We start from the raw sequence: 15,083 nt of genomic DNA, 5'->3' as shown, positions 1-15,083 counted from the left end.
GGTTCGAGTCCCGTCCACTCCGCCAATGTCTGAATAAATCCTATGTACACACATCGTCATTGCGGAGTGGTAGTTCAGTTGGTTAGAATACCGGCCTGTCACGCCGGGGGTCGCGGGTTCGAGTCCCGTCCACTCCGCCACTTAGACGATGCACTCATACCACTGCGGAGTGGTAGTTCAGTTGGTTAGAATACCGGCCTGTCACGCCGGGGGTCGCGGGTTCGAGTCCCGTCCACTCCGCCACTGAGTGTGCTCACTCAGTATCTCCAGATACATTCTTGTTATTCCTTTATCTATTCCCTTTTAATACCCGTTATGGGTGCTGCTTCTATTTACCTGTAATAAGCGTAGATAGGCGGGTGCTGTGTTTTCAGTAAACTGATAGCTATAAGCGCGCTAGCAAAGAACGACGCGACATGTTTAGGCGGTGCGTGAAGGCAGTTAACAGGGAGAGGGTGTGGCCAGCATGCACTGGCCACAGCAGTATTATTGACCTCTTAAATGTTTATCAAGAAAAGACAGGTACGCATTGGCCGCTGTAATGCGGTTTTCACGCTTACTAAAGCCGTGGCCCTCGTCGGGGAAGAGTACATACTCAACTGGCACCCCGTTGGCTTTCACTGCGGCAACAAGCTCATCGCTTTCAACCTGCAGAACTCGGGGATCATTGGCTCCTTGTACCACTAATAACGGTTTTTTGATGTTATCTGCGTGGAACAACGGTGAAATACGACGATGACGCTCTTCATCGGTGGCCGGATCGCCCATCTCATCGTAGAGTGCCTTTTTGTAGCTCTCCCACCAAGGTGGAATGGATTTTAGTGTCCGCACCCAGTTAGTGACACCAAAGATATTAATACCCACTTCAAATTCGTCAGGGGCAAAGGCGAGTGCTGCCGCCGTCATATAGCCACCGTAACTGCCGCCGATAATGCCAATCTTATCGTTATCGACCCAATCCAGCGTTTGTAAGTGCTTTTTGCCGTAGATAATATCTTGTAAGTCTTCTTCACCGTGCTTTTTGTCATCAAGGTGAAAGAAGGTTTTGCCATAGCCGGCACTGCCACGGTTATTCACTGCAAAAACCGCGTAACCTTGGTTCACTAAGAACTGTCGCATAGCACTATAACCCGTGCGACTTTGGCCACCTGGGCCACCGTGCACCCAGACTAATGCCGGGACTTTATTCGTGGCTGAGGCCTGCTTAGGCTTGTATAAAATGCCGGGAATGGTGAGTCCATCAAAGCTTTTAAAACGGACCACTTCGCTGCTCACGAGGTTTTCTTCAGCAATGTTTGCACTCAGGGTGTTGGTGAGACGCTGCGCTTGATCGCTGCCAATTCGCCATACATATAGATTGCGTGGGCTGGTATCTGAGCTTAAATAAAATGACATGATTTGCTCATTATCACTAAATTCGACGCCACTGAGTGTGCCTTTAGGCAGTGCTGATGGCAATGCCAGCTCTTGGTTGGTCTTGGTGTCTAAAATCGTTACCTGGGTGCTGGCATCGGCATTGACGGCGCTGACGCGGTATCGTCCAGACTTTGAGTACTCCATAAAGCTGACATCCCAGTCGGCGTCCAAAGCAAGTTCATGCTCTTGTGTGGCCAAGTTATAGCGCCACATTTGGCGAAACTCGCCTTTGGCATTCGTAGTGTAATACAGTGATAGCCCATCAACACTGAAACTCCAGGCACTATACTTAGCTGGTTGCTCGTGAGCGCTGAGAAGCTTAGGGCCTTCACCCGATGCAGTATCCAGTAGGTAAAAATCACTATCACGGTTATCGTGGTGCTTAGTTAGCGCAATATATCGGCCATCTGGGCTGATGGCACTGACATCGAGCCCTGTTTCGTTGGTATAAACACGTTGAGACTCATAACTGTTGCTATCGAATTTGTATAAGTCCATAAACTTGGCGTCACGCTGGTTGCTCAGCACATAAAAATGTTGCCCGTCTTGGCTAAAGCCTGCAAATGCCGCGCGGGTCTCTTCGCCGGGCGTTAAGTCGGTGATCTCGCCTTGCTGATCGCGAACAAACACGTGCGTGCGCTCGTTACCCCCGCTATCTCGACTAAACAGAATTCGGTCGTCCTTGGGGAAAAATGCCAGTGCATAAGTGCTGTCTTTGGCGTCGGTCAGCTGTGTGCGAGTGCCGGTTTTAATGTCGACCTCATAGAGGTTAAACACCCCATTCTCATCACTGCTCAGTAGCAGTTTATCACCACTATGGTTGATGCTATTGCCCCTTAAACTCACGGTATCGTAGAAGGTCTCGGCGCTGTAAGTTTGGAACTGGCTTTGCGTTTGTACACTTTGTAGCTCGTTAGAAGAGCTCTGCTGGCATCCAGCTAGAGAGAGCGCGATGGCGCCTGCTAGGGCGCTGGCAATAAAATGCTTCGCTATCATAAATATATATCCTGTTAGTTTTTTAGGTATTGTTATTTTCGCTTTTAGTGTTCGGGTTCACGCTGGGAAAAGCAAGGCTAGACAGGGTCTTTTTTAGGTGCAAATTGTTAGCAAATTTTGCAACAGCCATAAAAAAGCCAGCATATGCTGGCTTGGTGTCGTGGAAAAGTGCAATTGTGCACAAATTATTAAGCAGCAGACGCCTTTTTGTTTGGTCGTCTACGCGCCGCTTTACCCGCGAGTAGGTCGGCGGGATCAAAGTCATCAACGTTGATCACATCCAAACGTTGCTGCTCGACATCGCGCAATTGATGGGCTTCTTGCTCACTGAGCACGCCTTCATCAAGGCCCATTTGTGCAACCTTATCAAGCTGAGTGAAAGGCAGCTTTTTGCCCGTCGCGCGGCATACCTTATCGAACAGCGGCTCCACAGCAAGAATGTTGCGTAGTGTCTGCTCTTGTTTACCGAGTAGGCTGTGTGGGCCATCGGTTAAGAAGATATGCTGTGACAAGCGCTCACGAGTCTCGTTAGGCGTTTGCAGTAGCTGGGCAATAACGTGCTCTTGCTTATCGGTTGGCTTGCGCACTGGGCGGCCCCAAGGGAACAAAATAACCTTAAGCACACCGCGCAAAAACACTGAGGGCATGTTATTGATTAAATCAGCCAGCGCACGCTGACAGCGATACAAGTATTCCTGACAGGCCCATTTAACTAATGGCAAATCTTCTTTGCGGCGGCCTTCGTCGTTGTAGCGTTTCAAAGTCGCTGATACTAAGTACAGGTAACTTAGCATGTCACCAAGGCGTGCAGAGATGCGCTCTTTGCGTTTTAGTGAGCCACCAAACACCGCCATACAAATATCAGACATCAGCGCCAAAGAGGCACTGAAACGCGCCGCATCGCGATAAAACTCTGTGGTTTCATCTTTATAAGGCACGCTAGTAAAACGCGCTCCGGTTAATGCTAGCCACTTCGTACGCACCAAGTTAGAAATGGTGTAGCCGATATGGCCCATTAGGGCATTGTCGAATACATCCAAAGCTTCATTGCTGTCGTCGATGCTGCAGGCATTCAGCTCGGTTAACACAAACGGATGACAGCGAATCGCGCCTTGACCGTAAATAATCATGTTACGAGTGAGGATGTTGGCGCCTTCTACGGTGATCGCAATAGGGGCGCCTTGATAACCTCGACCAAGGTAGTTATTTGGCCCTAGGCAAATGCCCTTACCGCCATGAACATCCATAGCATGCATGGTGGACTCACGCATTTGCTCGGTCAGATGGTATTTCAAAATGGCTGAAATGACAGATGGCTTTTCACCTAAATCAACCGCGCCGGTAGACATACTGACCGCCGCATCACTGGCATAGGCGTAACCGCCCAGTTTCGCCATAGCTTCTTCAACACCTTCCATTTTGCCAATGGGTAGGCGGAATTGGCGGCGAATACGGCTGTAAGCACCGGTGGCAACAGCAAGCGATTTAATGCCGCCCGTTGAATTTGACGGTAGGGTAATAGCACGACCAACCGACAAACACTCAACCAGCATACGCCAGCCTTGACCAGCCATTTTTGGACCACCAATGATGTAGTCTAGTGGCACGAAAACGTCTTCGCCTTGGGTTGGGCCATTTTGGAACGGCACATTCAAAGGGAAGTGGCGACGGCCAATTTTAACGCCTTCCATATCGGTTGGAATAAGCGCACAGGTAATGCCGAGCTCTTCTTCATCGCCCAGCAAGCCGTCTGGATCACGTAGCTTAAAAGCAAGACCAAGCACTGTCGCAACCGGTGCAAGTGTGATGTAGCGCTTGTTCCAAGTTAAGCGAATACCAGTCACTTCTTCGCCGTTAAATTCACCCTTACAGACCACACCAAAATCAGGAATAGCACTGGCGTCAGAACCCGCTTCGGGTGAGGTCAGTGCGAAGCATGGGATCTCATCACCTTTAGCCAAACGAGGGAGGTAATGGTCTTTTTGCTCTTTGGTTCCATAGTGCTGGAGCAGCTCACCCGGGCCTAATGAGTTAGGGACACCGACAATTGACGATAACAAGGTCGACTTACTGGTGAGCTTTTGTAGCACGCATGATTGGGCGTAAGCTGAGAACTCTAAACCACCAAATTCTTTTTTGATGATCATGGCGAAGAACTTATTGTCCTTCAGATATTGCCAAACCTCTTCCGGTAAATCGGTAAGCTCGTGGGTTGCTTCCCAATCGCTAAACATACCGCACACTTCTTCCACGGGTCCATCAAGGAAAGCCTGCTCTTCAGCGCTCAGCTTTGGAATGGGGTACTGGTGTAGTTTATTCCAGTTAGGACGACCACAAAAAAGATCCGCTTCCCACCATGTAGTACCAGCATCAATGGCTGACTTTTCGGTATCTGACATCGTCGGGGTGACTTTTTTGAAAGCCGCAAAAAGAGGTTTTACGAGGTATTGCTGTCGAACTGTCGTTACAGACAGAGGCACGGCAATAACTAAAAAGATAAGCCAGCTAATGATACCAAAACCACCGGCAATGGTGCCGACAATCATTGTTGCAACGGCAAGACCGAGGCAGGTATTAAAACTGGCGCGATGGTAACTGGCGTAAGACAGCACCACAATAAGCGCAAGTATAAAAAAAAGAAGTGTCATAATCTGATTCCTTGTTAGAGGTCTGACCACTAGCAGCTAGATTAGCGTTACTCAATTAGGGTTGCAAGCCCTCTTGGACTAATTATAGGGTGCTTGCACCTTTTATCACTGACAAATTTTAGTCGATGATAACAAAGGTGATGGGCTCTACTCGTTTTATGCTCAATCTAGTACGTACAAACGGCAATAATGGCGTAAGTCTGATCATTTTAAAATGGGCTGTGCACCTTGCCTTCTCGTTATTTATTCAATAATCAAGTGGTAAGAGTGCAGCCAGATAAGCAGGGGAAAATTTGAATTTGGCTCTGGCTTTTAACCCCTTGGCGTTTTTGTGAAATAATAGCAGTATAGAAAGCTGGCGAATAACCCCTTACTACTAGTTGCGCAGCTTGAATACCAAAACATGCTTGTTCTTAAGCTAGTTTATCTTTGATTTTATTGGGAAGTGTTAAATGTGTGAGTTGCTTGGCATGTCTGCCAACGTACCAACAGATATTTGTTTTAGTTTTACCGGCTTGTTAGAGCGTGGCGGAAATACGGGCCCGCACAAAGATGGTTGGGGGATCACGTTTTATGAGGGTAAAGGGTGTCGCTCATTTAAAGACCCATTGCCGAGTAGCGAGTCGGAAATAGCCAAACTGGTGCGCGCGTATCCCATAAAAAGTAAGTCGGTGATCAGTCATATTCGTCAAGCGAATCGTGGACGAACTTGCTTGGAGAACACCCATCCGTTTACTCGCGAGTTATGGGGTAAGGAGATAACCTACGCGCACAATGGTCAGCTCTCAGACTACAGTGATTTAAAGCCCTCTTACTATCGTCCTGTTGGTAATACCGACAGTGAGCTGGCGTTTTGCTGGTTGCTGGACAAAATTCGTGAAAAGTACCCCACAAAACCCAGCAATATGGCGAGTGTTTTTCGTTACGCAGCCAAACTGGCGCACCAACTAAGAGAAAAAGGCGTATTTAATATGCTGCTAACCGATGGTGTGTTTGTACTGGCGTATTGTACTAACAATTTGCACTGGATCACTCGCCGCGCACCTTTTGGTAAAGCCACGCTAATCGATGCTGATATGGTGGTTAACTTTCAACAGGAAACAACACCTGATGACATAGTGACGGTCATCGCAACGCGGCCATTAACCAATGATGAGCGTTGGCAAAAAATGCAACCTGGCGAGTTCGTCTTGTTTAAGTTGGGCGAGAAAATTTAACAACGTACTTGTTTAAATAATGTGAACAAATAAAAAGCCATCTATACTCGGTGCACGCGTTGCCCTAACTTTTGGGCCTAAAAGAACAAAACCAGCGAGTAGAGTAGGATGGCTTTACCTTATATTCATTACCCTTCAAACCCCATCGCCAAACCGCCGTGTGGCATGAAAGATGCGCGCATGTTCGGCTTTTTCTTAGCAGGCTGTGAGCAAAAAATGCAGCACTTTGTTGATACCACGTTGAATTCAATCGACTCCTCACCTTACTTTTTTAAAGTACTGGGCTCATCGCCGTTACTAAGCTTTACTGATATCACCCGCATCGCTTCGTTGCAGGCGCCCTTTAGTGAGTATGGCTGGATGCAAGAGACTGATATCATCATCTGGTTGCCTGTCGTCAAACAAGCAAAGGGTGACGACCGCGCTTTGCATCTATATTGGTTTCCTGCCTTTATTTGTGTAAATAACATTAATGCTTTGATTAATGGCCGCGAGATTTGGGGTTATAACAAATATTTATGTCGCTACAGCATGCCCGAAAATAAGCGGGCAAACAGTGACTTTTCGCTGCAACTAGAAACCTTTCAACCTTACCACCCAAACACGCAAATGGCCTGGCATGAGCTATTACGGGTTCGTAGAGTGGATGATAATGACAATTGGCTAAGCGAAGCGTATGAGACGACTAAAGAAATAGCCGAGTTATTGTCGCAAGGAGCGCAAGGGGCGCACCTGAGCAAAGAGCTCATCAAACAGTTGTTAGGCGGGGTTACACACCCTTATTTAGACCAAATTTTGTTTAAACAATGCCCGGATGGAATGGCCCAAAACAGTCTTTACAGCGCCGTGCTGCACTCGCCCTCAACCATCAATGCTATTCATGAGGTGGGGTTATTAGAAGGGGAGTATGAGGTTGATATTCGCCATCTTGATGCGTTTCCACTGCAGCAACTCTTTGGTATCGCTACAGGTAAGCAATGGGCGCGGCTGCCTTATTACGTCAATATGGACTTTGAGCAGGCTGGAGCAAGGGTAATTGTGGAGCAAGGCTATGTCTGAGCAGCAAAAAATCGCGATTCTTGGCGGTGGCGTCAGTGCTATGACCGCTGCTGTGTATTTAACGGAAAAAGCCAATTGGCAACAACAGTTTGATATAACCGTGTACCAGCAAGGCTGGCGTTTGGGTGGTAAAGGCGCCAGTGGTCGCAACGCAAATATGGGCCAACGTATCGAGGAGCATGGCTTGCATGTTTGGTTTGGCGCCTATGTAAATTCGTTCCGCACCATAGAGCGAGTTTATCAAGCACTGGATAGACCTGCGACTCACCCTATGGCAACGTGGCAACAGGCATTTAAACCTCATGATGTTATCGCCTTACAAGAGCATATTAACGGCCAATGGCAGCCTTGGGCCATTGAATTTCCACGAATCGAGGGGAACCCTAGTGCGGGCACTTTGGATTTACACTTTTGGCAAATTGCTCGGCTTTTGGTCGCCTGGCTAGAGAAGTTTGTCGACGATATAGAGCATGAGCTGGCACATAAACCTGTACTCACCACTCGGAAGCGCCGTGATCAGCATCTTTTAGCCAGCATTATGGAGCAAGTGCAAAGTACCTTCAGCAGTATCACTCTGGAGGTAAGTCAGTTTTACACCGAGCTACGTCAAGATGCGCAGCAGGTTATTTCTAACCCTAGGTTATTATTAGAGCAGCTTAGTGCTTTACTCAATTTGCGTGTTAACGACGAAAGTTTTAGTCACAAGTCGGATCGTTTGGGAACTTGGTATATTGTCCGTAAGCTTAAGCGCTGGCTTCGTGAAGAAGTTCGTGAGTTACTCGATGGCAATGCAAAGCTGCGCCAAGCATATATTTGTGCCGATTTAGCGATTGCCATGTTGGTTGGTTTAATACGCGACAAAATTCATGAGCGTGGCTTTGCCAGTATTAATGACCGTGATTTACGCCAGTGGCTTAGCGATAATGGTGCAGACCCGCACTTTAGCGTTGATAGCGCTCCAGTAAGAGGGTTTTACGACTTAGTGTTTGGCTACCAAGATGGCGATTTTAGCAAACCGAATGTGGAGGCGGGGGTTGCAGCCTTGGCTATCCTACGAATTCTGCTGTGTTACCGTGGCGGCGTAATGTGGAAGATGCAAGCGGGAATGGGCGATGTTATTTTTGCGCCCATCTACGAGCTATTAAAGCAGCGCGGCGTGAAATTTGCCTTTTTTCATCAGGTGCAGCAATTGTATCCCGACAGTAGCGGGCGCTTTGTGCAAAAGATTGAGCTGTGCAAGCAAGTTGATCTTAAGCACCCAGATTATCATCCTTTAGTGGATATCCACGGCTTACCTTGCTGGCCAAGCGAGCCGTTATATACACAAATTAACGCAGACCAAGCGCAACTATTAAAGACCCACAACATAAACCTAGAGTCACATTGGAGTGATTGGGAGGCGGTGTATGAGCGTCATTTTTCTGCGCCGCTTGAACGCATTACCCTTGAGCGCGCAGTGGACTTTGATCATGTGATATGTGGTGTATCAGTGGCAAGCATGGAGCATATAGCGCCAGCGCTTTTAGCAACAGACACTCGGTTAGCGACGAGTGTTAAGGAGCTTGGCACCGTGGCTACCCAAGCAATGCAGCTGTGGCTAAATAAAGACGACCGGCAGCTAGGTTGGCAAGCATCGACAAAGCCGCCTATCCTCAGCGCGTTTTCCAAGCCCTTCGACACCTGGGCCGCGATGGCACACCTACTACCTTGGGAACAGTGGCCAGAGGATAATCAACCAGTTAATGTCGCGTATTTTTGCAGCGCCTATACGTGTGCTGATTTCCCTCCCGCGAGCGACACGGGCTTTGTGCAGCAGCAATTGCAAAACGTGAAAAGCAATTGCCTCGACAAACTCAAGCACAGCATGCATTGGTTGTGGCCAGAAGCTGGCGATAGGGAAGGCTTCCAATGGCATACTTTGTATGCTCCTGCGAGCGCACAGGGTGAGCAACGTTTTGATTATCAATATTGGCGCGTAAACCTCGACCCCAGCGAGCGCTATGTGCTGTCATTAACTGGCACGAGTCAGTACCGTTTGCATACGCAAGAAACCGACTTTAGCAACCTCTACATTACTGGAGATTGGATTAGCACCGGCGTTAATGCCGGTTGTGTAGAGGCGGCGGTGATGGCTGGCATGCAAACAGCACGGGCGCTATCCGGTGTGCCAACCCATATTAGTGGTGAGCGCGGCTTTTTACCTTGGTAACACGCTACTGTTATGACGAGGTTTCTTCTATACTAAGATCAATAATTAAATTAATGCGTTATAAAAAAATGACTTGGCAACTTAAGCGGACTCTGCTGTGTATACCTTTTGCTTGTACGACGGTCGCACAGGCTCAACAAACTTCAGCTGATGAGCAGATGGAAGTGATCGAAGTGTACGCGCAAAAACGGGCTCAGCAAGCCAGTGAAGTCGGTGTATCGATTACCTATATCGGCGAGCAACAGCTCACGGATGCGGCTATCAAAGATACCACCGAGTTAGGACGGTTCTCGGCAAATGTGAAAATATCGCAAAATGCCGCCGAAGGTACACCGCCGGCCATTAATATTCGTGGTGTCGGGCTGATTGATTACAATACCGCTAATACTTCCCCGGTCGGTTTGTATGTTGATGGGGTAAACAGCGGCTCTGCCAGCCATCAAATTGCTAATCTATACGATATACAGCAAGTGGAGGTTCTTAAAGGGCCACAAGGTACGCTTTTTGGCCGTAACACCACCGGGGGGGCAATTTTAGTACGCACTGCACGCCCTGAGTTCGATAACTACGGCTACGTCAAAGGCGCTATCGGCAGTGATGATTGGCGTCAAGCGCAGCTGGTGGGGAATATGCAGCTGTCCGAACAGCAAGCTTTGCGAGTCGCGTTAAATCATCAGAAATATGATTACACCAGTTATAACCTAGCCCAAGCCTATCCCGAAGCCGGCCTTGAGCAAAATGATGCCCGGGTTAGTTATTTAGGGCAGTGGCAACAGCTCAATTGGTTCACTAAAGTTGAGTACAGTCGCTGGCAGGGACTGACACAGCCTGTCGGAAACATTGGAATTATATCTCCCAGCGATGGCTCACCTTGTACATTGGCTCAAATTAACCAAGGTGAGTGTGTTGACGCATTTGGTTTTAATGATGGCAGCGATGACTTCTGGGCGGTGAAGGTAAACAACAACAATGCTCATGAAACCACCCGTTGGGGACTCACTAATGAGTTAGGTTGGCAAGTGAACACTCACTGGCAAGCGCTCTGGTTACTGGGAGTGAGCGACCTTGAGCGCGACCATGGTTTTAATTGCGATGGCTCGCTCGCGCGGTTGTGCGAAGGAAACCTCGGGTTGCAGACACGCAGCTTGAGCAACGAACTAAGACTGCAAGGACACTATCAGCAGCATCATATTACCTTGGGTGCATATCAGTTATCCGAGCAAATAGAGCAGTTAAATAACAATGATTTGCTGCGTGACTTTCGCGGCATCTTAGACCCGAGCCTGACGGCTAATTTTTTATACGATAATGAGATAGACACTCGCTCTTGGGCACTGTTTGCTCATGCCCAATGGCAGTTATCACCGCGTTGGGCATTGATTACTGGGATACGCTACAGCGATGAAACTGTCGAGTATGATTCAGTTTCCACACTCAATGTGCCGATTGCCGCAGACCCTCAAGGCGGTGTCACCATTGATTATTACCAAGTCAGTGGAGAGCAAGATGATGACGGCGTTTCTACGGAGCTGGCGCTACACTATAATGATAGCCGTGATAACCTTTATTATTACCGTTATTCAGACGGCCACAAGAGCGGGGGCTACAATGGCGGTTTCTTATCTACGCCAGAGCAGGCGCAACAGGCTAATTATGGACCAGAGCAGCTTAGTGCCCATGAGGTAGGGTTTAAAACGCCAGTAATGCGCTCAGGGTTTGGTTTTGATGGGGCTATTTTTTACTATCAGTACGATGACCAACAAGTCTTCATGAATCAAGCTTCAGCTAACCCTCAGCAGCCGCCTTTGCAACTGTTAGAAAATGTCGCTAGTTCGCGTATTAGCGGAGCAGAGCTGGCAATGTACTATCGCCCTAAAGGGCCCTGGCGTGCACACTTGGCACTTGGTTATATTCCTAATGCAGAGTTTGAGCAATATACAGATCCCCTAGGCAACACCTTGACGGACCATAGGTTGCCATTCACCTCTAAGTGGAATATCAATGGCGCACTCGCTTACTCGTGGGCATGGACCAACGTCGATATGAGGGCGGGGGTGTCATTTGATTACCAATCAGATTATTATTTTGATCAAAACGAAAACCCTATTGCGTCTCAAGGCGATTATACGCTGTGGGATGCGCATATTGTGGCCGATTACCAGCAATGGCAAGCAAGGTTATGGGCAAAAAATCTGTTTGATACACACTACAGCCATTTAAAGTTCGATCTCAGCGAGTTTCTAGGAATGTATGAAGACTTCAAGGGCGAGGGCCGGCGTGTAGGTTTGGATGTAACCTTCCATTTTTAAGATAGATCCTTGAGGTTGTTGTGACGAGGCACTTAATACAGGTATTGATGGGGTTACTGTTGCTGATAAGTGCCCAGACACATTCGGCGAGTTTGCAGCACGTGGTGGTAACACAGAACTCCGTGGATTTTGACGTGCCACCCCATTACTACCGCATCAGCGAAACAGCTCAATTACCGACATCAAAAAAACAGTTACTTAGCTGGCTCGAACAGCAGCCTAAAGTAGAGCGTCCGCAGTTATTTGGTGGGCGTTACGTTAGCGTCTACAAGGTTACCAATCAGTCTGCGCAGCAGCAGTGGGTGTATGCCCCCTACAATAGCGTGGTATCTGTCATTAATACGCAGGTATTTACGCAATCAGGAAGCACGCTTTATCAAAGCGGTGAGCGCGGTCAGTATGAATTTGCTTTTCACTATGGGAAAACACTCACCCTGCCGGTAGATGAGTCGGTAATTATCGTGACTGAGTTTCATAGCGCGGCATTTTATACCCCACCCAAGATAAAGCTATCTACGCCGGGTGACTATCAGCAGCAAGCGATTTGGGAAAACCTCATCATGATGCTGTGTTTCAGTGTGGGTATTGTACTGGGGCTCTATAACTTATTGATTTATCTAGGTTCGAAAGACAAAACCCATCTTTACTATGCATTTTTTACTGCCGCCTGGGTGTTTGCATGGAGTCACTTCTTTCATATTCCGAGCCAGCTTTTTACCATCGACTTGACCGCTCTGCACTGGTTTGGCTTTATTCTAACACCTTTGGCTAATACCCTATTTTACATCCACCTGCTCAAGCTTAATGAGACCCACCCACGGTTTGCCCGAGGAGCGTTAATCTTCTCATGGGTGTCGTTAATTGGTTTGCCAATAAGTGTAATCTCCCCCGGAGCTGGGTTTATTTGGGCCACATTCGCGACCGCGATAGCGCTGTGTTTAGGGCTTTACATTGGTATTAGACGAATAATGCAAGGCTACAAACCAGCCCGTTATTTTGTGTTGGCTTACATGTGTATGGCGCTACCAAATATGGTGGGCAACTTAACTAATCTTGGGCTATTGCCTTCGGTCAATATTAATTTGTATCACCTTGGTTTAATCGGTACAGCGTTGGATGCGTTGTTACTCGCTTTTGCCGTGGCCGACAAGTTTAGACTGATTAATGATGCCAATGTTGAATTAACTAAAAATCTTGAAGCAAAAGTGCAAGAGCGTACGGGGGAGTTGCAGGCGTTAACGGTTGAGCTACGGGATGCCAGCGAAGCAAAAACTCGCTTTTTGGCGAACATGAGCCATGAGATCCGCACTCCTATGACCTCTATCATTGGTTACGCCGAAGGGCTGTTATTAGGGGATGTAAAAGCGAATGAGCAAAGCCAAGCGACCCATGTGATTGCACAAAACGCCCGCCATGTGCTTGGTTTACTCAATGATATTCTCGACATGTCGAAAATAGAAGCCAACCGTCTTGAGGTCGAAAGCGCGAAAACGCACTTATTTAGCGCCATAGGCCAAGTGGAGTCTATTCTTGGTAAGCAAATTCGCGATAAAGGTTTGGGATTTTCGTTGCATTACCACTTTCCATTGCCGGACTATATCTACACCGACGCCACTCGGTTACGACAAATACTGTTAAATTTAACCGCCAATGCCTTAAAGTTTACCAGTGTTGGCAGCATTAATATTGATGTTGCAGCAAAGGATGAGCGCCTTATTATCACCGTAAAAGACACCGGTATTGGCATGAGTGAGCAAGAACAGTTTCAGCTATTTGAAGCCTTCTATCAGGCGGACTCTTCCACGTCACGTAAATATGGTGGCACTGGGTTGGGCCTAAATATATCAAAGAGCTTGGCGCGCAAACTCGGCGGCGATATTGACGTGCAGAGTATTCAGGGGCAGGGCACCGCTTTTACTGTCGACTTAGCGCTTAAAACAACTGAGCAAACGCAATGGTTAGAGAGCTACAGCAAAGCGCTCAATGCAGATGAGCATAGTGAGGATTGTATCGCTCAAAGTGAGCTGCATGGCCATGTACTGTTGGCAGAGGATAACCGTGATAATGCTAAATTGCTGCAGCGTATATTGGAGCGCATGGGATTGCAGGTGACTTGGGTCGAAAACGGGCAGTTAGCTGTCACTCAGGCGTTGGAAAGAGACTTCGACCTAGTGTTGATGGATATCCAAATGCCGATTATGGATGGCGAGCAAGCACTGTCGTTTTTGCAAGCGACGGGATGCACTACGCCGGTGATAGCACTCACGGCGAATACCATGAGCCATGAAATTGAGCGATATTTAAAGCTTGGATTTGCGGATCACCTTGGCAAACCCATCGACAGAGAACAGTTTGCTAAAAAGATTGCCCACTATCTCGCACTGCCGGAGCAATTTGTTGATATTGATTTACCTGAGTCGGATATGCAGGCTCTTCGCGATGACTATGTATCAGGATTGGCTGAGCAGCGGGTGCAGCTAGAAAACCAATCCAGATATGGGGACCTGATCGGGCTTGGTAAGTCGGTTCATGCCCTTAAAGGAAGCGCTGCAATGTTTGGTTTCGAGCAGCTTCAAGCGTTAGCGGAGCAAGCGGATAAGATATTAAAAAGTGAGCACCCAGAACAGGCTATGGGATTAATTGATGGCCTCATCGCAGAGCTGGCTAAGCTTGAGCACGATGCGCTTAAGCGCGACCCGAACTTATGTTAATGGGTCGCTTTTTCAAGGTAAAGCAAGCGAGGACGGGTGGCGCAGTTTAGATTAAACGACTCAGTCTGATTGTAATCGCCTTTGCATATCTTGGCGCACAATTTCCAGTGCCGCGAGCGCGGTACTTGGTTCAATGTCGTTTTGTTCCAACAGCATGATTAGGTCTACGGCTAATTTTACTTCTTCTGGTGCGTTATCGAGATTGTTCTCGGGTTTGGGCATGACTTCCTCGCTTTGCGATTAGGCTTAAGGCTACTTTTATGGCGGCCTCAACCTTCTCCTGCATTTGCTCAGCTTCAGCTGTGGATAGGTAAAATGCCATGTCAACATCAAAGCGAATATAGCGGGGTGGAAGTTGATTGAGCACCGTACAACATAGGTCCGCTAGTGTATCGCTGTCATACATATGCTGCAATTGTTGGCGATCGATTTCCTCTAATACCAACTTTTCGTAATAATTGTGGACGTCGTCATGTAGTTTCATAACTCACTGTTTTCCCGTAACTATACCATCTTAA

At 47.9% G+C, this 15,083-nt stretch carries 9 protein-coding genes and 2 tRNA genes; 7 read left to right on the top strand and 4 right to left on the bottom strand.

The window, feature by feature from the left end; translation table 11 throughout:
• The first annotated feature begins 63 nt into the window (after window positions 1-63).
• Both W04_RS11950 and W04_RS11945 read left to right on the top strand, forming a co-directional pair.
• Window positions 64-140 (top strand) — tRNA-Asp (locus W04_RS11950).
• A gap of 26 nt (window positions 141-166) precedes the next feature.
• Window positions 167-243 (top strand) — tRNA-Asp (locus W04_RS11945).
• Window positions 244-486: 243 nt separating this feature from the next.
• On the opposite strand, the gene W04_RS11940 is transcribed toward W04_RS11945, so the two are convergent.
• Window positions 487-2,412, bottom strand: a complete 1,926-nt coding sequence (locus W04_RS11940; RefSeq protein WP_053910983.1) for a S9 family peptidase — start codon at window positions 2,410-2,412, stop codon at window positions 487-489.
• A 188-nt stretch (window positions 2,413-2,600) separates the two neighbouring features.
• Window positions 2,601-5,060 carry an acyl-CoA dehydrogenase FadE gene (fadE, locus tag W04_RS11935; protein WP_053910982.1) on the bottom strand — a complete coding sequence of 820 codons (2,460 nt, stop codon included), beginning with the start codon at window positions 5,058-5,060 and terminating at the stop codon, window positions 2,601-2,603.
• A 452-nt stretch (window positions 5,061-5,512) separates the two neighbouring features.
• Between fadE and W04_RS11930 the strand changes: the two genes are divergently transcribed.
• From W04_RS11930 to W04_RS11910, 5 genes are all read left to right on the top strand, one after another.
• Window positions 5,513-6,277 carry a class II glutamine amidotransferase gene (locus tag W04_RS11930; protein ID WP_022946720.1) on the top strand — a complete coding sequence of 255 codons (765 nt, stop codon included), beginning with the start codon at window positions 5,513-5,515 and terminating at the stop codon, window positions 6,275-6,277.
• 108 nt (window positions 6,278-6,385) lie between these two features.
• The gene (locus tag W04_RS11925) at window positions 6,386-7,336 is read left to right on the top strand and encodes an acetoacetate decarboxylase (protein WP_053910981.1); all 951 of its coding nucleotides are present in this window, start codon (window positions 6,386-6,388) and stop codon (window positions 7,334-7,336) included.
• Window positions 7,329-9,545 (top strand): NAD(P)-binding protein, encoded by a 2,217-nt coding sequence (locus W04_RS11920; protein WP_053910980.1) that lies wholly within the window; start codon window positions 7,329-7,331, stop codon window positions 9,543-9,545. The genes W04_RS11925 and W04_RS11920 overlap by 8 nt, the downstream gene beginning before the upstream one ends.
• A 53-nt stretch (window positions 9,546-9,598) precedes the next feature.
• A complete protein-coding gene (locus W04_RS11915) occupies window positions 9,599-11,854 on the top strand; it encodes a TonB-dependent receptor (protein ID WP_053910979.1) in 2,256 nt (751 codons plus the stop codon).
• A gap of 20 nt (window positions 11,855-11,874) precedes the next feature.
• A complete protein-coding gene (locus W04_RS11910; protein WP_231658130.1) occupies window positions 11,875-14,565 on the top strand; it encodes a 7TM diverse intracellular signaling domain-containing protein in 2,691 nt (896 codons plus the stop codon).
• A gap of 60 nt (window positions 14,566-14,625) precedes the next feature.
• Here W04_RS11910 and rsmS read toward each other — a convergent pair whose 3' ends face one another.
• Both rsmS and W04_RS11900 read right to left on the bottom strand, forming a co-directional pair.
• Entirely contained in the window at window positions 14,626-14,787 is a 162-nt protein-coding gene (gene rsmS / locus W04_RS11905) for a pleiotropic regulatory protein RsmS (protein WP_053910977.1), read from the bottom strand.
• Entirely contained in the window at window positions 14,759-15,049 is a 291-nt protein-coding gene (locus W04_RS11900) for a late competence development ComFB family protein (RefSeq protein WP_053910976.1), read from the bottom strand. Before W04_RS11900 ends, rsmS begins: the two co-directional genes overlap by 29 nt.
• Window positions 15,050-15,083 lie beyond the last annotated feature (34 nt).

Source organism: Pseudoalteromonas sp. SW0106-04, from assembly GCF_001293805.1.
Taxonomy (GTDB): domain Bacteria; phylum Pseudomonadota; class Gammaproteobacteria; order Enterobacterales; family Alteromonadaceae; genus Pseudoalteromonas; species Pseudoalteromonas ruthenica.
The sequence above is the reverse complement of the archived record's forward strand: the minus strand, read 5'-3'. Positions and strand labels throughout refer to the sequence as shown.